This is a genomic window from Pseudoalteromonas sp. SCSIO 43095, from assembly GCF_023650455.1.
Classification (GTDB): Bacteria; Pseudomonadota; Gammaproteobacteria; order Enterobacterales; family Alteromonadaceae; genus Pseudoalteromonas; species Pseudoalteromonas tetraodonis.
In genome coordinates, this window is the sequence record NZ_CP087995.1 from 545,145 (window position 1) to 565,611 (window position 20,467).

Sequence of the window (20,467 nt, forward strand, 5' to 3'; positions counted from 1 at the left end):
CTTAACAGTCAATATTTCAAAATAAAGAATAGTAGGTAAGGTTTTAAATGGCTAAAGCGGCAAAAGTAGAGTTTGTTTGTACAGAATGTGGCATGAACTATCAACGCTGGCAAGGTCAGTGTCGCTGCGGTGCGTGGAACACATTAGCAGAGTTTAAACCTTCTGCAGGGCAAAGCAAAAAAGTAGCAGCTCGTGCAAGTGTCGGTGGCTACGCCGGTGGTATTGGCGGTGGCTCTAAAAAAATTAATGAAGTAGCAACCTCAGAGGCAGAAAAACAGCTTACTGAAATTGGCGAACTTGACCGTGTTTTAAGCGGCGGTGTAACCACCGGCTCGGTTAATATTATTTCTGGCGATCCGGGGGCGGGTAAAACCACGCTACTATCGGATTTAGTGGCAAGAATGTCTCAGCGCATGCCATCGCTTTATTGTACTGCTGAGGAGTCTTTGTCGCAGTTTAAAAACCGAGTAAACCGTTTAAAACTTAACTATAACGAAGATGAGCTCTATTTACTTTCTGAAACCAGTGTTGAAACCATTATTGAAGAGCTGGATAAAAACAAAATTAAGTTTGCCGTTATCGACTCTATTCAAGCCGTGGTCACCGACACCGCTAATGGTAGCCCTGGCTCACCCTCGCAAGTAAAAAGTGCCGCTCAAGCGCTAACCCAATATTGTAAGCAAAACGATGTCACTATGTTCATTATTGCTCACGTAAATAAAAATAATGAAATAGCTGGCCCGCAAACATTAGTGCATATTGTTGATGCACTGTTACATATTGATACCAACGATGGTCAAGTGCGTACGCTACGTGCTAATAAAAATCGCTTTGGTGATATAGATACTGTGGGCATTTTTAAAATGTGTGAACGCGGTATGCTCAGTGTGGATAACCCCAGCGAAATTTTCTTATCCGGTTCAACCACTGAATCACCGGGGTCGACGATTACCTGTATTCGTAAAGGTAATCGTAATTTACTACTCGAAATTCAATGTTTAACCACTGAAACAGAAGCAGAATTTCCACAGCGAGTATGTGTTGGTTTAAATATGAACCGGATTAAAATGCTCACCGGTATTTTACGTAAACACACCAAAACTAAAATATTCCACGATACGTTTTTTAATATTGTGGGCGGCCTAAAAATTGATGAATCAGAAACCTGTATTGATTTAGCGCTTGTTACTGCACTTTTAAGTAGCTTGAACGAGTTTGTTGTACCTCGAACCACCTGTATTATGGGGGAGCTAAGTTTAAACGGTGATGTGCGTCCAATCGACAGTGGTGTACCCCGTGTTAAAGAAGCGGCGCAACATGGGTTTACTGAAATATTTATCCCATTTCGTAACTACCATAAATCGATGGAAGGGCTGGGTGCTAAAATAACGCCAGTTAAAACAGTGCACGAGCTACTGAGTTTAATTAACTAGCAAACAAAAAGTGCTTAACGATGCATGTTCTCAATGTTAGTCTTGCTTAAAGCCACTTATATAAAGAGTTTAATAAGGAAATGATATGAAAAAATTAGTGATTGCAGCCGCGATTATTGCTGCAGGTGTGGGTGGCGTGAGCTATGCAAACTATGTTGCAACACAAGAGGTACGTGCTGAGGTTGATAAACAGTTGGCCTTGGTCAGCGAACAAACAGGTGCTAGTTTTAACTACGCAGAGCTATCGGCGAGTGTTATTTCAAACAGTGTTGCCATTAGTAATATTGAAGTGACTAGCTCTGAGGGCGATAAAATTGCCACGGTTGAGCATGTTGAAGTGACAGGCTACGAAACCGATAAAATATCGCCACATACTGCTTTTACGTTAAAAAACTTTCAATTTGATAAAAGCTTTGTCGATACACTGCCTGCAGATACAAATACACAACTTGCCTCAGCCAGTTATGATTTACACTCTTCATTAGATTACGATGAGCAATCAGGTAACAGTGATATTATTGTTAAGCTGCAAGCTAATGATATTGCTAGTATTGATATGGACATGGGGCTTGCTAATTCTAAAGCGCTTATGGACGCTTCACTTGAAATCAGTAAGGCTCAACAAGCTGCAGGCAGTACGCCATTTACTTATGAGCAAGAGTTACAGCAGCAAACAATGATTATGCAAGCAATGAGTAAGCTAGAGCCACGTAATGTTAGCTTAGTTGTTAATAACCAAGGTGATCTTAAAGGCTTATTAGAAAGCGAGTTGGCAAAGCAAGGTATGACGTTAGAGCAAATGCAAACAATGCTTGATCAACAGCTTCAACAAGCACCTGTGACCGAAGAAATAGCCAAGGCGTTAACTGATTTTGCTAAAGGACTAAATTCGTTTAGTGTGTCTGCAAAACTGCCTGAAGGTAAAACTATGATGGAAGTGAATCAGCAACTAATGATGTTAGCAGGGCAACCCGAAGAGCTGGTTAAGTTTATAAATTTAGAAGTTAAAGGCAAATAACAGCGGTAAGTTATAAGCCGTCAGGATTTAATTTAAAACAAAAAAGCCGTACTTGATTATTCAAGTACGGCTTTTATTATTTTAGCTGATAGTTAGTGAAGAATACGCGCTCTAATTGTACCTTCAACTGCACTGAGCTCTTTAAGTGCGACTTCTGAGTGATCTGTGTCTACATCAATAACCACGTAACCAATTGCTTCATCGGTTTGTAAGTACTGTGCGGCAATGTTAATACCGTGCTGAGCAAACGCTTGGTTAATTTGCGTTAGCACGCCAGGGCGGTTGTGATGCACGTGTAACAAGCGGCTGCGATTAGCAAGCTCAGGCAATGATACTTCAGGGAAGTTAACCGCAGTAATAGTTGAGCCGTTATCTGAGTACTTAGCGAGTTTACCCGCTACTTCAATACCAATGTTCTCTTGTGCTTCTTGAGTAGAGCCACCTATATGCGGCGTTAAAATAACGTTGTCGAATTCACGCAGTGGCGAGATAAATTCTTCATCGTTAGATTTAGGTTCAACTGGGAATACGTCAATTGCTGCGCCGCTGATTTTTTTCTCTGTTAGCGCTTCTGCTAGGGCGTCAATATCAACGACAGTACCACGTGAAGCGTTAATTAAAATAGAGCCTTGCTTCATTACCGCCAATTCAGCCGTGCCAATCAGGTTTTTAGTTTGCGGTGTTTCAGGTACGTGTAAGCTAATAATATCAGCGCGTTGCAATAGCTGCGTTAAGTTATGTACTTGTGTCGCATTACCTAAAGACAGTTTGTCTTCAATGTCGTAATACTCCACGTTCATACCAATATTTTCAGCCATAATACCCAACTGAGTACCAATGTGACCGTAGCCAATAATACCTAAGGTTTTACCGCGCGCTTCAAACGAGCCATTGGCTGTTTTTAACCAGCCACCACGGTGCGCAGCGGCATTTCGCTGTGGAATACCACGTAATAAAAGCAGTATTTCACCTAGTACAAGTTCAGCAACTGAACGAGTATTAGAAAATGGAGCGTTAAATACGGCAATACCGCGTTCACGTGCTGCGTTTAAATCTACTTGGTTGGTGCCAATACAAAAACAACCGATAGCAACCAGTTTTTCAGCTGCATTTAATACCGATTCATTAATATGAGTACGAGAACGCAGCCCCACAAAGTGCACATCTTTAATGCGCTCAATAAGCTCGTCCTCAGGTAGCGATGTTTTAACGTAGTCGATATTGCTATAACCGTTACGTTTTAGCGTTTCAACAGCGCTTTGATGAACACCTTCAAGCAAGAGAATTTTAATTTTGTCTTTTGCTAACGATACCTTACTCATAACCATATCCTATTTAATTTGTGGCCCATTTTTTGTGCCGATAATCACTTTATCAGCACCGCGCTCTGCAAATAGGCCGTTGGTGACTACGCCAACAATTTGATTTATTTGTGTTTCAAGCTGTTTAGCATGGGTAATTTTTAAATTATGTACATCTAAAATAACGTTGCCGTTATCGGTTACAACACCTTGGCGATACACAGGGTCGCCACCAAGTTTTAATAATTCGCGGGCAACATAGCTGCGCGCCATCGGAATAACTTCAACCGGAAGAGGGAAATCCCCTAAGGTATCGACTAGTTTGGTGTCATCAACAATACACACAAACTGTTTAGCCACTGCCGCTACTATTTTTTCACGGGTGAGCGCTGCACCACCGCCTTTAATCATTTCGTTTAGAGCGTTAATTTCATCTGCGCCATCAACGTACACATCCAGAGCATCAACATCATTTAGCTCAAATACTTCTATACCAAGTTCTTTTAAACGTGCTGTAGACGCTTCTGAACTAGATACTGCACCAACGATGGTGTCTTTTACTGTGCCTAAAGCATCAATAAAATGATTAACGGTTGAGCCTGTACCAACACCCACTATGGTGTTTTCTTTTACAAACTCGAGTGCAGCCCATGCAGCTGCTTTTTTTAATTCATCTTGTGTCATTGCTATGTGCTCATTTATGTCAAAAATAGACTGTTAGTTTACAAGATTAATTGTTACCAACAGTAGGTTTTATTGGGTGTAATAATAGTTTTAAGAGGCACATCCCACGATTCAATTGGGAGCTTATCCACTTGTTGGCATTCGTGTGCTAGGCCAATAAGTTGTGGTTGTTGCCAATCTTGTTCGTATAAACGTGCCAAGGTTCTATCGTAAAACCCACCCCCCATTCCAAGGCGATTACCAAATTTATCAAATGCAACAAGTGGCATAAGTAGATAATCAAGCGCTGGCAATGGGCATATTTGAGAGCAGTTCAGCTTAGGCTCCAAGATACCATAGCGATTTGCCCTCATGGGTGAGTTTTTTTCATATCGTTGAAATAGTAAATTAGCCCCGTTGAAAGGGTGAATTACAGGTAAGTAAACATGCTGTTCAATGCTCCATAATTCATTAATTAACAATGAGGTATCTAATTCACCATCATTGCTTAAATAAAGAGCGATATGGCTTTTTTTGGCCGAGTTCATGCTTTTTAAATATTGAATAAAATTCACTTTAAGCGAGTAGGCCGCTATTTCTTGCTGGTTTTTTGATAGGTTATTACGTGCTTTACGAATATCGTGTCTTATTTGTGCGCGATTATTGCTCATTAAATATCTAAACCATAATTAAAAAGAGAATAAGTTCGGAAACATTAAATACACAGCAAGCACAATAAGTAATATTACAACAGTGGTAATCAGTGAATATAAAACAAGGTTACTGCGTTTTTTGGGTGTTGTAGACAGTGGCTCATCTAGCATTAAATCGTCATCTTGCCATGGTTCGTCATTTTCATCAGACAGAGATAACTCAACCTCGGGGAGACGTTGCTCAAGATCCTCAAGTTTCTCTTCAAGACGAATTAAGCTACTAGTAATGTAATCTAGGGCATCAAATAAGCGCTGATCTCGCTGGCTGTCGTGCGCTTTTTGAGAAGTAGCTTGTGTAGGGGCTGTTTGCTGAAGTTTGCTTTTGATCCCCAGCGTTGAAAGTAACTTGGCTTGCTTAAGGGCTTTCTCTTTGTTGCTAGGAGCAAACAGCAGCTTGCCATTAAAAAATGCCGCCACCTTTTCAGGTGAGGTTTTTAGTTTTTCTGTCAGTGCATTGGTCACTGCTTGGCTGTCTGCGCCTTCTGCAAGTCCTACAAATATAACACGAAAATTGTCGGCCATTTTTTATCCCTAACACGCTTTATTGTATAAGTAGAGTATATACCTAAAATGTTAAACAGTTCGAGACTGTTTTATGACTAACTTAATACACATAGCAAAACGGCCCTAAAAAGGGCCGTTTTAATATTAGCTAGGTGGCTTACAGGCCTGCTGCTGCGCGAAGTGCGTCTGCTTTATCTGTGCGTTCCCATGGGAATTCATCACGGCCAAAGTGGCCGTAAGCCGCTGTTGGAAGATAAATAGGGCGCTCAAGATCAAGCATTTGAATTAGGCCGTAAGGGCGTAAGTCAAAGTGTTCACGAATAAGTCCGATTAAACGCGCTTCTTCTAATTTACCTGTGCCAAATGTTTCAACACTGATAGATGTTGGCTCTGCAACACCAATAGCATAAGACACCTGAAGTTCACACTTGTCAGCAAGGCCAGCAGCAACAATGTTTTTAGCAACATAACGTGCAGCATAAGCCGCTGAGCGGTCAACTTTTGATGGATCTTTACCAGAGAAAGCACCACCACCGTGACGAGCCATGCCACCGTAAGTATCTACAATGATTTTACGACCAGTTAAACCACAGTCACCCATTGGGCCACCAATAACAAAGCGACCTGTTGGGTTAATGAAAAATTTAGTTGCACTAGTAATCAGCTCAGCAGGAAGTACTGGCTTAATGATGGTTTCCATTACTGCTTCTACTAAGTCATTTTGCGATACATCTTCGCTGTGCTGAGTAGAAAGTACAACGGCATCAATACCTACTGGCTTGCCATTTTCGTATGCAAATGTAACTTGTGATTTTGCATCTGGACGTAACCAGTTAAGCTCGCCACTTTTACGAACCTCAGCTTGGCGTTGTACTAAACGGTGAGAATAAGTAATTGGAGCAGGCATTAATACTTCAGTTTCGTTACATGCGTAACCAAACATTAGGCCTTGGTCGCCAGCGCCTTGCTCTTCTGGACTTGTACGGTCAACACCTTGGTTAATGTCAGGAGACTGTTTACCAATCGTGTTTAAAATTGCACACGAATCGGCATCAAAGCCCATATCAGAGTGTGTGTAACCAATTTCACGTACTGTTTTACGTGTAATTTCTTCGATATCAACCCATGCGCTAGTCGTTATTTCACCACCAACCATAACCATACCGGTTTTAACGTAAGTTTCACACGCTACACGGGCATGAGAGTCTTGCTCTAGGATAGCATCAAGTACCGCATCAGAAATTTGATCGGCGATTTTATCCGGATGACCTTCAGAAACAGATTCAGAAGTAAATAAATGTTTTGCCATTGTAATTATGCTCACAAATATTGCGCTTCACAAACGTCGGTATTAGCGCTAAAAAATTAAGGCGCGTATTTTATCTAAAACAAATGAACTTGCATAGTTTTTTTACGCCTAGACGTCTAAATAAAATATCTAATAGTAAATGGTTCTTAAAAAATATTCATAATGCCCTATTTTTATGGGTTTTTAATTGCACACAGCCCCCACAATAAGTAAGAATGGGGATAAATAAATACCCGCGCAAATACATATAAAGGTAGGAGAATTCATGCCATCTCGCAAAGAACTTGCAAATGCTATTCGCGTCTTGTCAATGGACGCAGTACAAAAGGCCAAATCTGGTCACCCTGGAGCCCCTATGGGCATGGCTGATATCGCAGAAGTATTATGGCGCGATTATCTAAAACATAACCCAACAAATCCAGAGTGGGCTGACCGAGATCGATTTATACTCTCAAATGGTCACGGTTCAATGCTAATTTATTCTCTACTGCATTTAAGTGGTTATGACTTGTCACTGGACGAAATTAAAAACTTCCGCCAAATGCATTCTAAAACACCAGGCCATCCAGAATATGGATACGCGCCAGGAATTGAAACCACTACGGGCCCATTAGGTCAAGGGATCACAAATGCGGTAGGTATGGCGATTGCTGAAAAAGCATTAGCAGCGCAGTTTAACCGTGAAGGCCACGACATTGTTGATCACCACACGTATGCGTTTATGGGTGATGGCTGTTTAATGGAAGGCATTTCTCATGAAGCATGCTCACTAGCCGGTACATTAGGCCTAGGCAAGTTAGTGGCATTTTGGGATGACAACGGCATTTCAATCGACGGTGAAGTTGAAGGTTGGTTTAGTGATGACACCCCAGCACGTTTTAAAGCATACGGCTGGCATGTAATTAGTGACGTTGATGGCCATGATAGCGATGCAGTAAGTGCAGCAATTGCAGAAGCTAAAAGCGTGACTGATAAGCCATCTCTTATTTGTTGTAAAACTATTATTGGTTACGGCTCACCTAATAAGTCAGGTAGCCACGATTGTCACGGTGCACCGCTTGGTGATGACGAAATTAAAGCGTCTCGCGAGTTTTTAGGTTGGACGGGCGATGCATTTGAAATCCCTGAAGATATTTATGCACAGTGGGATAACAAAGAAAAAGGCCAACAGCTTGAAGCAAGCTGGGACGAAAAATTTGCCGCCTACGAGCAAGCATACCCAGAGCTCGCTGCTGAATACAAACGCCGTACACATTCAGAATTACCCGCTGACTGGGCTGAAAAATCACAAGCGTACATTGAAGAGCTGCAAGCAAACCCAGCAAACCCAGCATCACGTAAAGCGTCGCAAAATGCATTAAATGCGTTTGGCCCGTTACTACCTGAATTTATGGGTGGCTCTGCCGATTTAGCGGGTTCAAACTTAACAATTTGGGATGGCTCTAAAGGCTTAACTGCTGATGATGCAAGTGGTAACTACATATACTACGGTGTACGTGAGTTTGGTATGTCGGCCATTATGAACGGTATTGCACTGCATAAAGGCTTTATTCCTTACGGCGCAACGTTCTTAATGTTTATGGAATACGCACGCAACGCGGTACGTATGGCTGCATTAATGAAGCAACCAAGCATTTTTGTATACACGCACGATTCAATTGGTTTAGGTGAAGATGGTCCAACTCACCAACCAGTAGAGCAAATTGCCAGCATGCGTTTAACGCCTAACCTTTACAACTGGCGGCCATGTGACCAAGTTGAGTCAGCAATTGCATGGCAACAAGCTATTGAACGTAAAGACGGTCCTACATCATTAATCTTTACTCGCCAAGGCTTAGAGCAGCAATCTCGTGATGCCCAGCAATTAAGCGACGTTAAAAAGGGTGGTTACATCCTAAGTTGTGACGGCAATCCAGAGCTTATTTTGATTGCAACGGGTTCTGAAGTACAGCTAGCGCAAGACTCTGCGAAAGAGCTACGTGCGCAGGGTAAAAAGGTACGTGTTGTATCTATGCCATGTACTGATGCGTTTGAAGACCAATCGGCTGAGTACAAAGAAAGTGTATTACCAGCAAGCGTTTCACGTCGCGTAGCGATTGAAGCGGGTATTGCTGATTACTGGTACAAGTATGTAGGCCTAAATGGTGCCGTAGTTGGTATGACCACCTTTGGTGAGTCGGCACCGGCAAACGAGCTATTTGAGTTCTTCGGCTTTACGGTAGAAAATGTAGTTAACAAAGCAAACGCATTGTTTTAAGCAACTGCTTTAACGTTTAAAAGCCCGCGCTGTGTGTAACAGGGCGGGCTTTTTATGAGTTGTACTTTTATCACTTCCTCTAAAGCGCAGTATTTCTAGCCCTCTTTGTGCATAATCACTAAAAGGTTTATTTGGACAAAGATAAGCAAATGAGAAGAAAATGAGGCAATACAAAACCTTAATTACAAAATTAATTCTGCTGTTTGATTACTTCTTTTAAAGCTCAGCGTCTCATAGCTCTCTTGTGCATAAATCTCTAAAAGTACTGTTCGAAACTCGTAGCCCGTTGCTCGAAGCATATCTCTCTATAAAGTCGTTCATTTTTAACCTTTTGGCTTCTAAGTGAGTAATTTTCACAGCACTTAACTTGCAAGGTTTATATGTATCAGGCACTGTGGAGGTAACAAAATTATAAATTAACAACAGGAGTTAACATGCCAAAGTTCGATAACGTTAGTGTGGTTAAAAAAGCCAATGTGTATTTCGATGGCAAAGTATCAAGTCGTACTGTGCTTTTAGGTAACGGTGAAGCAAAAACCTTGGGTTTTATGCAACCCGGTGAATTTGAGTTTAATACCAACCAAAAAGAGTGCATGGAATTGTTAGCAGGGCAGTGGGATGTATTACTACCTGGTGAAAGCGAATGGCAAACATTTAACGCGGGCGAGTCATTTAACGTTGATGCTAATGTTAGCTTTCATGTAAAAGTAAGTGATTTTGCAGATTATTGTTGTTCATACATCGATTAATTTGTAGGTTGATTAAATTGTCAACACCTCTAAAGGCCGCTACAAAGCGGCTTTTTGCATACTTAATGCTAAATGAATGATCTAAATCAGTGGGGTAATAAATAATTGCGTAATTTTCATTTTTTCTCTTGTGTTAATTCGTTTAGCCCCCAATACTAACTATGAGGTAACAAATAAAAGGATACCCTATGAAAATTAATCTTTCTGGTCACCATGTTGACGTTACTGATTCTATTAAAGAACACATTAACGAAAAGTTCTCAAAAGTCGCGAGCCATTTTCCATCATTGATATCTCTAGATATTATTCTTTCAAAAGAGCATCATAAGTTCCAAGCGGAAATTAGCACAAATTATGAAGGTGCGCGTATATCGGTAAAAGGGGAAAACGAAGTTATGTATCCTGCTATTTCTAGCGCAGCTAAAAAACTCGATGCCGCACTAAAGCATCGTAAAGGGCAAATAAAAGCGAACTTACATGAAAAGCCTGTAAGTACCACACCTGAAATAGCACACGAAATCATCCAAGAGATGGATTTAAATTAATAACTAACAATGTGTTATTTTTAAAAAGAGCCTAAGGGCTCTTTTTTATTGCCTGTAAATTAGGTAAGTTATGCATTCACACAGTTTATTAATGATAAAAATTAATAATAAAAGCACTTAATACACCAAATTTGAGAAGTTAATGCAGTACACACAAAGCACATGGAAGTCTCGGTTAGGGGCGCTCGGCCCAGGTATTTTAATGGCCACCGCTGCCATTGGTGGCTCACACTTAGTGGCCTCTACTCAAGCAGGTGCATTATTTGGCTGGCAGCTATTTTGGCTTATTGTAGTGGTTAACGTTTTAAAGTACCCGTTTTTTCGTTTTGGCATGGAATACACACTCGCTACTAAAAATAGTTTAGTGCAAGGGTATAAAAACCAAGGGCCTGGCTATTTTTACAGTTTTATTGCTCTCAATATTATTGCCGCTGTGGTAAATACCGCGGGCGTATTGTTGCTTACTGCGAGCTTATTACACTACGCATTACCTATTAGTATTCCCGTTACCTTATTGTGCTGGTTAATATTGGCTGTATGTTTAATTATATTATTACTAGGGCACTTTAAAGCGCTCGATAACGTTGCAAAAGCTATTATGGGGCTACTTACTATAGCAACCATAACGGCATTAGTTATTGCTATAAATAACGGCCCTGTAGCGCCTGTAAACTATGTTGGCCCCTCACCGTATGAACTTGCCATGTTAGGCTTTATGGTTGCCTTAATGGGCTGGATGCCAGCGCCTATTGAAATATCGGCACTGAGCTCGTTGTGGCTTAAAGAAAAACAAGCTCAGCAAAGTGTGACTAAAACCCAAGGCTTATTCGACTTTAATGTAGGTTATTGGTTAACCGCCGGGCTTGCGCTGGTATTTTTTAGTTTAGGTGCGTTAGTGCAATATGGGCAAAGCAGTAATATAGAGCTTGGCGGTGTAGCCTTTGCTAAACAGCTGATTGATATGTATGCACTTACTATTGGCGAGTGGGCAAGGCCTTTGGTATCAGCCATCGCGTTTTTGTGTATGTTTGGCACCACACTCACCGTGCTTGACGGCTACGCCCGCACACTTAACGAATCGCATAAATTACTGGGTTTTAAGCAATCTAAACACAGCTTAAATACCTGGCTTATACTGCAAGCAATGGCCGGTATGGCCGTTATTTTATTTTTTAAATCAACCCTTGGCCCCATGCTTACCTTTGCCATGACACTTGCTTTTGTTACTACCCCTGTTTTTGCATGGCTTAATTTTAGCCTAGTACGCTCAGAGTCTGCGATTAAACACAGCGTATTACTGCGTAGTTTAACCTGGTTGGGCTTGGTGTATTTAGTAGGTTTTGCAGTTGCGTTTGTGGTTTGGAAGTTGATGTGATTTTATTTTCGAGGTTCGAGGTTCGAGGTTCGAGGTGAAAGGTGAAAGGTTCGAGGTTCGAGGTTCGAGGTTAAAGGTGCAAATCAAACGACCTTTGCATAAATACCGACTGTTGCAGACCGCGATAGGCTGCAACGAACAAGGGGCGACGATTAAAAATTATGATATCTATCCAAATTAGTTAAAATATGAATTAGATAGGGCTGAGCGAATGTACGATAATAATCCAATTGAGTTTATACAGCGCTTATTTGGTATTCCTTACTCAGGAAGACGATACTAAAATGGCAAGTCCGGCTAATCAACTCTCACCTACCAACCCTAAAAAAGGGGGTCTATAGGCGTTTTATGTTTAATCATTACTCTCTATGCCTACAGCTTTAAATTAGAAATTAGCGCATTAAGTCTTATTGCTGAAAATGTAATTTCGTTAAAAATTAAACCTGCAGTAATTCCTTTGATAGTTATGATGCTCGCTTTTTTTGTACTCATCTACGGAATTTATCAAAGAATGCATGGTGATATATCAGAGAAATCGATGCGAAGGGGGCTATTTGTTGTTATAGGATGCTTCCCTCTATTTCTGATTACCTGATGGATTTATAGCTGGCAACTTAATGATAAGCTTGAAAGTGAAGGCTATTCCATTTGTCACTGGTATTCAGGAGCTTCACTAGGAGCTCCAAAAATTTGGCTTTCAGATCCAAGCTACTGTATTGAAAACGTTTATTTAGTAAGGATTGAATTACTTGAATGGCTAAAGCAACAGCGGCTAAGTGGAAAAACACCATCCATTGAAGTCTTCGAGAAGCAATTAGAGCTCATGCTCAGTGAATACTATCAAAATATGGTGTATGAGCTACTTAAAATGCATTAACTAATTTTTTTTATCGCTTTACTTATCTCATTTAAACTAAGTGGCTACATGCGGTTGTTCATTAACGCGGTGCATCGGATTGTTTCTGTTGAATTCATCTCTGTTCGTCGGATGGCGTGGCTTCACCACTTATCCGACCTACGTTAAAGGTAGGTTGGTTAAGCCGAAGGCGCCACCCAACAAAGTTATAGATTCATACCTAAAGCTCCGCTGCTAGCGCTGAGTCGTCTTAAATTAATATTCTAACTCAACTCTTTTATCGCTTTACTTATCCCATCTAAACTCAACGGGTACATTCTGTTATTCATCAGCTGCTTTATAAAATCAATTGATTGGTAGTAAGGCCAGTGTTCAACCGGTTGTGGGTTGAGCCACGCGACTTTATCAAAGTGGTTAGTGATTCGTGCCAACCACGCACTGCCGGGCTCTTCATTCCAATGCTCTACCGATCCACCAGGGTAGGCAATTTCATATGGGCCCATAGTGGCATCACCCACAAATATAACTTTGTAGTCGCTGGTGAACTTATTAATCAGCGTCATAGTGTCGATAACGTTTGAATGGCGGCGTTGGTTATCTTGCCACACGTGTTCGTATAAACAGTTATGAAAGTAGTAAAACTCAAGGTGTTTAAATTCGCTGTGGGCGGCGCTAAATAGCTCTTCACAGGTATGAATGTAGTCATCCATTGAACCGCCAATATCAAACAGCATCAATACTTTTACTGCATTGTGGCGCTCGGGTGCCATTTTTACATCGAGCATGCCGCCTTGCTTGGCAGTCGCGCGAATAGTCTCATTTAAATCAAGGGTGTCGCTTGCGCCCGTGCGGGCAAATTTGCGTAGCTTTTTAAGGGCGAGCTTTATAGTGCGTGAGCCAATTTCGCGGTCAGAATCGAGGTTACGGTATTCGCGCTTATCCCACACTTTTACCGCTTGGCGATTGCGGTTGCCATCTTGACCAATGCGAACGCCCTCAGGGTTATAACCATACGCCCCAAAAGGCGAGGTGCCGCCGGTACCTACCCATTTATTCCCGCCTGCGTGGCGTTTTTGTTGTTCTTCTAAACGCTCTTTTAGGGTTTTCATTAGCTCGTCTAGCCCGCCCATGGCTTTTAGTTGGGCTTTTTCTTCATCGCTTAGGTGCTTTTCAAACTCTTTACGCAACCAATCTTCAGGTAAGTTGTGTTGCTGTTTTAAGCTTTCGAGCAGGTCTAAGTCGGCAATACCGCTAAAGTAATCGCTAAAGGCTTTATCGAATCGATCAAAATGCGTTTCGTCCTTTACCATAATAGTGCGTGCTAAATGATAAAACGCGTCTACATCAGCAAATATAACGCCTTGTTTTAAAGCGTTAATTAAATCGAGTAACTCACGCAGGCTTACCGGTAAGCGGTATTCACGCAGCTTGAAAAAAAACTGTACTAGCATGTTAGCGACGGCTCATAAACGCGAGCTTTTCGATTAGGCTTATGTCTTGCTCGTTTTTAAGTAGTGCGCCGAACATCGGCATTAAGCCGCCTTTTTGCGCTTTGTCGTGCAGGGTTTTGGCGTCTATATCTTCAGCCATTAATAGTTTTAACCAATCCAGTAACTCGCTGGTGGAGGGCTTCTTTTTAAGGCCGTTGGCTTCGCGTAAGTTAAAAAATACTTCTAGTGCTTGGCGAACTAAATCTTGTTTAACATGCGGGTAGTGCACATCAATAATTTGCTGCATTTCGTCGCTATTTGGAAAATCAATATAATGGAAAAAACAGCGACGTAAAAACGCATCAGGCAGCTCTTTTTCATTGTTTGATGTGATGATCACAATAGGGCGCTCTTTAGCCACAATGCGCTCACCGGTTTCGTATACATGAAATTCCATTTTATCGAGTTCGAGTAGTAAATCGTTTGGAAACTCAATATCGGCTTTGTCTATTTCGTCAATAAGCAGTACTGGGCGTTTGCCGTTTAATTCAGCGTACATGAAGGCTTGCCACAGCTTACCTTTAACTATGTAGTTGCTAATATTGTGAACGCGCTCATCACCTAGCTGGCTGTCGCGCAAACGCGATACCGCATCGTACTCGTACAAACCTTGCTGCGCTTTAGTGGTTGATTTTATATGCCACTGAATAAGCTCAGTATCTAAACTTTTCGCTAACTCTTCGGCCAGCATGGTTTTACCTGTGCCTGGCTCACCCTTAATTAAAAGCGGTTTTTGTAGCATAATAGCGGCGTTTACTGCCTGTTTTAATGCTGAGCTTGCGATGTAATTATCAGTAGAGTTAAATTGCACGGGTTATCCTTTATCTGGTCTGAGCAGTAATTGTTATGCGTTATAATGCCATAGTTAATCGGCTTCACCAAGGTAGGCAAAACGGGCGATAGTTTTACCGTCTTTTTCTACGGTTTCAGTAAACATACTTAGTGGGCGTGCCCATATACCGTATTCACCGTATAAGGCTTGGTAAATAACCAACTGCTCGTTGGTTTCGCTGTGGGTCGCCACATGCATAACTTTATATTGTGGGCCTTTGTAGTGTTGATATAAACCCAGTTTTAGTGCTGTAGTCATAGCCTGTTATCTTGTATAATTTGCCTTCGCTTTTTATTATGCCAAAGAATACAGCAATACTATGAATTATATTTCTCTTGATGATTACAAAAAAGCCTGGGTATTTCGCCACAAAGATATTCCGGTTTCAGATATTGATGCAGCCAATATTAAACCGATGACCAGCGAGCGTGCGGCCGTACTGTGGACAACCATGGTGAGTCGTGAACATGACCATCCAGACTTTTTTGATAAAACCGATTGGTGCGCGCAAGAGCAAAACTTTAGCCAAGAAATTAATTGGGAAGATGCGTGGGAAAGCGAAGAAGCCCAATTTCCAGATGCTATTTTGAACCACTTAGATTGGCAGGCTAATACCACAGTGTATTTTTGCATGGCACGCGACAATATTATCGAAACGACGTTTGATGTGTTTAAACGCAACTGGCAAAACTTTATGTTTTTGGCTGATGGCAGCTTATTAATAGGTAAAAAGCGCAGTACTATGGTGCAATTTTTAGAATCAGGTATTGCAAAATTAGGTGAAAAGCCAAGCGCTTAAATTACTACAAGTGCTTAAAAACTGTGCATTACTGTGTTATAAAACAGTATTAAAATGTTTTTTTGAGTACAGCGATTGGTTGCTAAAAATAAGCAGTTTAACACAAGCCAGCAAGTTGAAATATGGCAAACTGATGCACAAAAAGTGCTTTACGCACAATTATGCAATGCTTTTTATCAGCGTGAAGTTCAGCGCTTAGTGGCTGAACCTAATGGTGACCGTTTACGCAGGCAATTAAAAAGCCTGCCTTATTATATTGAACGTGCCGCAACACGGGTAGCGAATGCACCATTGCCTTTTACGCTTGATGCGCAAAATGGAGGCTGGCTTGAAAAACAAAAACCAACACCGCCAGAGACTAATCCTTCAGCGAATGAACTTTTTTATCAAGCGCATGCCAAAGTAGGGCTAATAATTCCGGTATTATTACAAAGTCACGGTCAAATTCGGGTTAGAATAGATAGCATTGATCAAGTAGCTGATACGCAACTGCATTGTAATGAACTTGGCTGGTTTGATTTTTTAGGCCAAGGACTTGAGCAACAAAGTGCGCAATTGCTTAAACCTAGTAAAACGAGCCTTACAGCGGCGTGTTGTGGCCACCAGTGGCAGTTTTCAAAGCGTAGCACGCCACGGGTTTTGTCATTACGGGAAATGTTACTAGCTGCCAATATTAATTGGCGCAATGTTAAGCGGCCGCTAGCATAAGTAGATAATTAAAAATTAAAATAAGGAGTGTTTAATGCGATTTTTTCAATTTGGCTTGTTGTGCTTAGCACTTTTTATTCAGTATAGACTTTGGTTTGGCCATAATGGTGTGCAAGACTACACCCGTCTAAAAAATGCGGTAGCATCGCATCAACAAACAAACGAAAAGCTAATAAAGCGTAATAAAGTATTAAAAGCGGATATAGAAGATTTAAAGCTCGGCCTTGAAGGTATTGAAGAGCGTGCCCGCAACGAATTAGGAATGATTAAACCGGACGAAACCTTTATTCGTGTTTTACCGGCTCAACACCATGACAAATAAATTTACTATTGCAGCTATTGTTCCTGCCGCAGGTGTTGGCAGCAGAATGCAACATACAACACCAAAGCAATATATTTCCTTAGCAGGGAAAACCATTTTAGAGCACACGCTCGCTAAGTTATCGCAGTTACCGCAGTTAAACTCTATAGTGGTGGCATTGAGCGAAACCGACCCCTACTTTAACGACCTTACGCTATCTGACCCTCGCATTGTGCGTGCCACTGGTGGCAAAGAGCGTGCAGATTCAGTGTTAAACAGTTTATTGTTTTTAGCCGCTAACCCACCGACTTGGGTTTTGGTGCACGACGCTGCAAGACCTTTAGTAGATATTGCTGATATAGAGCGCCTAATCGCACAGTGCATGCAGGCTGATGAAGGCGGCATTTTAGCCAGCAAAGTAAAAGACACCATAAAACGAGGTCAAAGCCATGCGCAACAAACTGTGCCTCGTGACGATTTATGGCAAGCGCTTACTCCGCAACTGTTTAAATACGACGAGCTCAAAACAGCACTGCAAAATGCGTTAGCCAATGGGGCAATTATTACTGATGAAGCCAGTGCCATGGAATGGGCAAATAAGCCGGTAAAGCTGGTGGCGGGGCGCAGTGATAATATTAAAATTACCACCCCAGAAGATTTAGATTTAGCAGGCTTTTTACTGCAAAAACAAAATAATGAGAGTGCAACATGATACGAATAGGCCATGGTTTTGACGTGCATAAATTTGGAGGCCAAGGGCCTTTAACCATCTGCGGCGAAAAAATTGATTACCCGCAAGGCTTTTTAGCACACTCAGATGGAGATGTAGCTATTCATGCGTTGTGTGACGCGATTTTAGGCTCATTAGCGCTGGGCGATATTGGTAAGCACTTTCCAGATACAGCCAGTGAGTATGAAAATATCGATAGCCGTATTTTACTTCGCCATGTAGTAAACCTAGCCAAGCAACAAGGTTATGTATTGGGCAATGCGGATATCACCATTGTGGCACAAGCACCAAAAATGCTGCCGCACATTCAAGCAATGCGAACCAATCTTGCCAGTGATTTAAATGCTGAGCTTTCACAGATAAATGTTAAAGCCACAACCACTGAAAAGCTCGGGTTTGAGGGGCGAAAAGAAGGCATTTCAAGCCATGCCGTGGTCATTATGAGCAAACAAAACGCATGAGCGAATTAAATTATTTATATGGTGCGCCGCTTTCAAAAGCCGACTTTAAAACCACCGCAGAAGACTTTATGGTTGATGAAGATCTCGGTATAGAGTTTACCGGCAGTGGTGAACACGTGTGTTTGCAAGTGGTTAAAAAAGGCGAAAACACTCAATATGTTGCCAAGCTGATTGCACAAAAAGCGGGTGTATCGCCACGTGATGTAAGCTATGCCGGTATGAAAGACCGCCATGGAGTATGTTCGCAGTGGTTTAGCGTAAAAGTACCGATTAAAAAGCATATTGATTTTACTGAGCTCAACAGCGAAAGCGTGTTTGTGGTATCGCAGCAGCGCCATGAGCGAAAATTGCGCACTGGTTGCCATAAAGGAAATAGATTTACTATTACCTTGCGCAATGTAACCGAGCCGCTTGATATTTTATGCCGTATAAACGCAGTACGCGCAGGTGTGCCTAACTACTTTGGTGAGCAGCGTTTTGGCCGTGATGGGCATAACTTAGTCATGGCTGAAAAAATGTTTGCCGGTGAGCGCATACGCGATAAAAAGCTGCGAGGCATTATTATTTCTGCTGCGCGTTCACATGTGTTTAATCAAATTGTTAGTTTACGCGTGGCAGAGCATGGCCTTGCTAAAACCATGCACCGCGAAGTATTTATGCTCAGTGGCAGTAATGCATTTTTTGAAGATGCGATCAGTGATGAAAATATTGCACGGCTTGCCTCAGGCGACATTATGATGTCGGCGCCCATGGTGGGCAAAAGTGAAAAAGGCCTTACCGAACAAGAAAAAACATGGTTGGCACCGTATCAAGCATGGTGTGATGGCTTAGGGGATTTAGGGCTTAAAAACGAGCGCAGAATGCTGCGTTTAATCCCTCAAGATCTAAGTGTAGAAACACTTGATGAACGCACATTAAAACTCAGCTTTGGTTTACCCAAAGGCTGCTTTGCAACGGCTTTACTGCGTGAACTGGTTGATTATACTGACGCCAGTCCTCGCGAGCGAAAAGAAAAGGATAACGCAGATGAAGATTCTATTAAGTAATGATGATGGTGTTAATGCCAAAGGTATTGCTGTTTTATACCAAGCATTAACACAAATTGCTGAGGTAACGCTGGTTGCGCCAGATAGAAATTGCAGTGGCGCAAGTAATTCACTGACGTTAATGAATCCTTTGCGTGCAACGACACTCGACAATGGCTTTATGTCGGTTAATGGCACGCCAACGGATTGTGTGCATTTAGGTGTGAATCAATTAATGGATGAAAAGCCCGATTTAGTGGTAGCCGGTATTAACCACGGCGGCAATTTAGGTGACGATACACTTTACTCTGGTACGGTTGCTGCGGCGACTGAAGGTCGTCATCTGGGCTTACCAGCAATTGCGGTGTCTTTGTGCTCTCACCATGGTGAACACTTTGAAACGGCAGCAGCCGTTACGGTCAATATTATTAAAGGGCTTGCTTCGCATCCGCTGCCTAAAGATCAGATCATCAATATTAATGTGCCAGATATTCCTTTAAGTGAGCTAAAAGGGGTTCAGGTAACTCGCTTAGGCGCGCGACACAAAGCAGAAACCATGACCAAGCAAAGCGATCCTTGGGGACGCGATATTTTTTGGTATGGTTCTTTGGGTACAGAAAGCGATGCCGGTGAAGGCACCGATTTTTATGCTGTAAATAATGGCTATGCATCAGTCACCCCATTGAGCGTTGATATGACCGCTAAAGACAGTATCAAAGCTGTGGGAGAGTGGTTAGCCGAGTTGGAGATCAACCGTGCTGGCTAATTATACCCGCAGTGCACAAGCGCTTTCAGACCTATTACAACGAGAGGGCGTAGAAGATAAGGAGGTTTTAAAGGCGATTGCGCAAATTCCTCGGCATATTTTTATTGATGATGTACTAAAGCACAAAGCGTATCAAAATACGGCGCTACCGATAGGGCAAGGACAAACTATTTCTCAGCCTTACATTGTTGCCCGTATGACCGAATTGATGCGTTTAGCCGGCGTGAAAAGTAAAGTGTTAGAAATTGGTACCGGATCCGGCTATCAAACCGCGGTACTGGCTAAAACCTTTGATAAGGTGTATTCGGTTGAGCGTATAAAAGCTTTGCAATGGCAAGCAAAGCGTCGATTACATCAGCTCGATTTATATAATGTCACTATGAAACACGGTGACGGTTGGCAAGGATGGCAATCGCAAGCGCCATTTAATGGCATTATTGTGACCGCTGCGGCAACGATTATCCCTCCAGAACTACTCGCACAACTTGCAGATGGAGGCGTATTACTCGCCCCCATTGGTGAGGTAGAACAAAAATTAACCATGGTTATTCGCCAAGGCGATAGCTTTACAGAGCATGTAATTGCGCCAGTAAGATTTGTACCTTTGGTCCCTGGCGATATTGAATAGGAAT

At 42.0% G+C, this 20,467-nt stretch carries 22 protein-coding genes; 14 read left to right on the forward strand and 8 right to left on the reverse strand.

Annotation, left to right across the window (positions count from 1 at the left end):
* Nucleotides 1-47: 47 nt before the first annotated feature.
* Nucleotides 48-1,433 carry a DNA repair protein RadA gene (gene radA / locus LOC50_RS02515; protein ID WP_013465693.1) on the forward strand — a complete coding sequence of 462 codons (1,386 nt, stop codon included), beginning with the start codon at nucleotides 48-50 and terminating at the stop codon, nucleotides 1,431-1,433.
* An 85-nt stretch (nucleotides 1,434-1,518) separates the two neighbouring features.
* A complete protein-coding gene (locus tag LOC50_RS02520; RefSeq protein WP_214552507.1) occupies nucleotides 1,519-2,451 on the forward strand; it encodes an aq_1923 C-terminal domain in 933 nt (310 codons plus the stop codon).
* Between the two features lie 92 nt (nucleotides 2,452-2,543).
* Here LOC50_RS02520 and serA read toward each other — a convergent pair whose 3' ends face one another.
* The 5 genes from serA to metK all read right to left on the reverse strand — a co-directional run bounded on the left by serA (nucleotide 2,544) and on the right by metK (nucleotide 6,941).
* A complete protein-coding gene (gene serA / locus LOC50_RS02525) occupies nucleotides 2,544-3,773 on the reverse strand; it encodes a phosphoglycerate dehydrogenase (RefSeq protein ID WP_250653564.1) in 1,230 nt (409 codons plus the stop codon).
* A gap of 9 nt (nucleotides 3,774-3,782) precedes the next feature.
* The gene (gene rpiA, locus LOC50_RS02530; RefSeq protein ID WP_013465690.1) at nucleotides 3,783-4,436 is read right to left on the reverse strand and encodes a ribose-5-phosphate isomerase RpiA; all 654 of its coding nucleotides are present in this window, start codon (nucleotides 4,434-4,436) and stop codon (nucleotides 3,783-3,785) included.
* A 53-nt stretch (nucleotides 4,437-4,489) separates the two neighbouring features.
* Nucleotides 4,490-5,086 carry a 5-formyltetrahydrofolate cyclo-ligase gene (locus tag LOC50_RS02535; protein WP_250653565.1) on the reverse strand — a complete coding sequence of 199 codons (597 nt, stop codon included), beginning with the start codon at nucleotides 5,084-5,086 and terminating at the stop codon, nucleotides 4,490-4,492.
* An 18-nt stretch (nucleotides 5,087-5,104) separates the two neighbouring features.
* The gene (locus LOC50_RS02540) at nucleotides 5,105-5,650 is read right to left on the reverse strand and encodes a hypothetical protein (RefSeq protein ID WP_069440040.1); all 546 of its coding nucleotides are present in this window, start codon (nucleotides 5,648-5,650) and stop codon (nucleotides 5,105-5,107) included.
* A gap of 139 nt (nucleotides 5,651-5,789) precedes the next feature.
* The gene (metK, locus tag LOC50_RS02545; RefSeq protein WP_036981564.1) at nucleotides 5,790-6,941 is read right to left on the reverse strand and encodes a methionine adenosyltransferase; all 1,152 of its coding nucleotides are present in this window, start codon (nucleotides 6,939-6,941) and stop codon (nucleotides 5,790-5,792) included.
* 265 nt (nucleotides 6,942-7,206) lie between these two features.
* Here metK and tkt point away from each other — a divergent pair, with 265 nt between their 5' ends.
* The 4 genes from tkt to LOC50_RS02565 all read left to right on the forward strand — a co-directional run bounded on the left by tkt (nucleotide 7,207) and on the right by LOC50_RS02565 (nucleotide 11,867).
* Entirely contained in the window at nucleotides 7,207-9,198 is a 1,992-nt protein-coding gene (tkt, locus tag LOC50_RS02550) for a transketolase (RefSeq protein ID WP_138627190.1), read from the forward strand.
* Nucleotides 9,199-9,632: 434 nt separating this feature from the next.
* Complete coding sequence (ppnP, locus tag LOC50_RS02555) at nucleotides 9,633-9,947, forward strand: pyrimidine/purine nucleoside phosphorylase (RefSeq protein WP_138627191.1); 315 nt, start codon at nucleotides 9,633-9,635, stop codon at nucleotides 9,945-9,947.
* Between the two features lie 188 nt (nucleotides 9,948-10,135).
* Entirely contained in the window at nucleotides 10,136-10,492 is a 357-nt protein-coding gene (hpf, locus tag LOC50_RS02560) for a ribosome hibernation-promoting factor, HPF/YfiA family (protein ID WP_013465684.1), read from the forward strand.
* Between the two features lie 142 nt (nucleotides 10,493-10,634).
* Nucleotides 10,635-11,867, forward strand: a complete 1,233-nt coding sequence (locus LOC50_RS02565; protein ID WP_250653566.1) for an NRAMP family divalent metal transporter — start codon at nucleotides 10,635-10,637, stop codon at nucleotides 11,865-11,867.
* Nucleotides 11,868-12,986: 1,119 nt separating this feature from the next.
* On the opposite strand, the gene LOC50_RS02570 is transcribed toward LOC50_RS02565, so the two are convergent.
* From LOC50_RS02570 to LOC50_RS02580, 3 genes are read right to left on the reverse strand one after another with little or no spacing between them, the layout of a single operon-like run.
* Nucleotides 12,987-14,174: a vWA domain-containing protein gene (locus tag LOC50_RS02570; protein ID WP_250653567.1), complete on the reverse strand. Its 1,188-nt coding sequence runs from the start codon at nucleotides 14,172-14,174 to the stop codon at nucleotides 12,987-12,989.
* Nucleotide 14,175: 1 nt separating this feature from the next.
* Nucleotides 14,176-15,024 (reverse strand): AAA family ATPase, encoded by an 849-nt coding sequence (locus tag LOC50_RS02575; RefSeq protein WP_008464234.1) that lies wholly within the window; start codon nucleotides 15,022-15,024, stop codon nucleotides 14,176-14,178.
* A gap of 54 nt (nucleotides 15,025-15,078) precedes the next feature.
* On the reverse strand, nucleotides 15,079-15,303 hold the full coding sequence (locus LOC50_RS02580; RefSeq protein WP_008110327.1) for a DUF1653 domain-containing protein: 225 nt from the start codon (nucleotides 15,301-15,303) through the stop codon (nucleotides 15,079-15,081).
* Nucleotides 15,304-15,364: 61 nt separating this feature from the next.
* Here LOC50_RS02580 and LOC50_RS02585 point away from each other — a divergent pair, with 61 nt between their 5' ends.
* From LOC50_RS02585 to LOC50_RS02620, 8 genes are all read left to right on the forward strand, one after another.
* Nucleotides 15,365-15,844 (forward strand): DUF2947 domain-containing protein, encoded by a 480-nt coding sequence (locus LOC50_RS02585; RefSeq protein WP_069440034.1) that lies wholly within the window; start codon nucleotides 15,365-15,367, stop codon nucleotides 15,842-15,844.
* A 75-nt stretch (nucleotides 15,845-15,919) separates the two neighbouring features.
* Nucleotides 15,920-16,552 (forward strand): hypothetical protein, encoded by a 633-nt coding sequence (locus LOC50_RS02590; protein WP_069440033.1) that lies wholly within the window; start codon nucleotides 15,920-15,922, stop codon nucleotides 16,550-16,552.
* Nucleotides 16,553-16,586: 34 nt separating this feature from the next.
* On the forward strand, nucleotides 16,587-16,874 hold the full coding sequence (gene ftsB, locus LOC50_RS02595; protein WP_013465673.1) for a cell division protein FtsB: 288 nt from the start codon (nucleotides 16,587-16,589) through the stop codon (nucleotides 16,872-16,874).
* Nucleotides 16,864-17,565 carry a 2-C-methyl-D-erythritol 4-phosphate cytidylyltransferase gene (gene ispD, locus LOC50_RS02600; RefSeq protein WP_250653568.1) on the forward strand — a complete coding sequence of 234 codons (702 nt, stop codon included), beginning with the start codon at nucleotides 16,864-16,866 and terminating at the stop codon, nucleotides 17,563-17,565. Before ftsB ends, ispD begins: the two co-directional genes overlap by 11 nt.
* On the forward strand, nucleotides 17,562-18,044 hold the full coding sequence (gene ispF, locus LOC50_RS02605) for a 2-C-methyl-D-erythritol 2,4-cyclodiphosphate synthase (protein ID WP_058155147.1): 483 nt from the start codon (nucleotides 17,562-17,564) through the stop codon (nucleotides 18,042-18,044). The genes ispD and ispF overlap by 4 nt, the downstream gene beginning before the upstream one ends.
* Nucleotides 18,041-19,090 (forward strand): tRNA pseudouridine(13) synthase TruD, encoded by a 1,050-nt coding sequence (gene truD / locus LOC50_RS02610; RefSeq protein ID WP_250653569.1) that lies wholly within the window; start codon nucleotides 18,041-18,043, stop codon nucleotides 19,088-19,090. Before ispF ends, truD begins: the two co-directional genes overlap by 4 nt.
* A complete protein-coding gene (gene surE / locus LOC50_RS02615) occupies nucleotides 19,071-19,835 on the forward strand; it encodes a 5'/3'-nucleotidase SurE (protein ID WP_028833935.1) in 765 nt (254 codons plus the stop codon). Before truD ends, surE begins: the two co-directional genes overlap by 20 nt.
* On the forward strand, nucleotides 19,825-20,463 hold the full coding sequence (locus LOC50_RS02620; RefSeq protein WP_138626661.1) for a protein-L-isoaspartate(D-aspartate) O-methyltransferase: 639 nt from the start codon (nucleotides 19,825-19,827) through the stop codon (nucleotides 20,461-20,463). Before surE ends, LOC50_RS02620 begins: the two co-directional genes overlap by 11 nt.
* Nucleotides 20,464-20,467 lie beyond the last annotated feature (4 nt).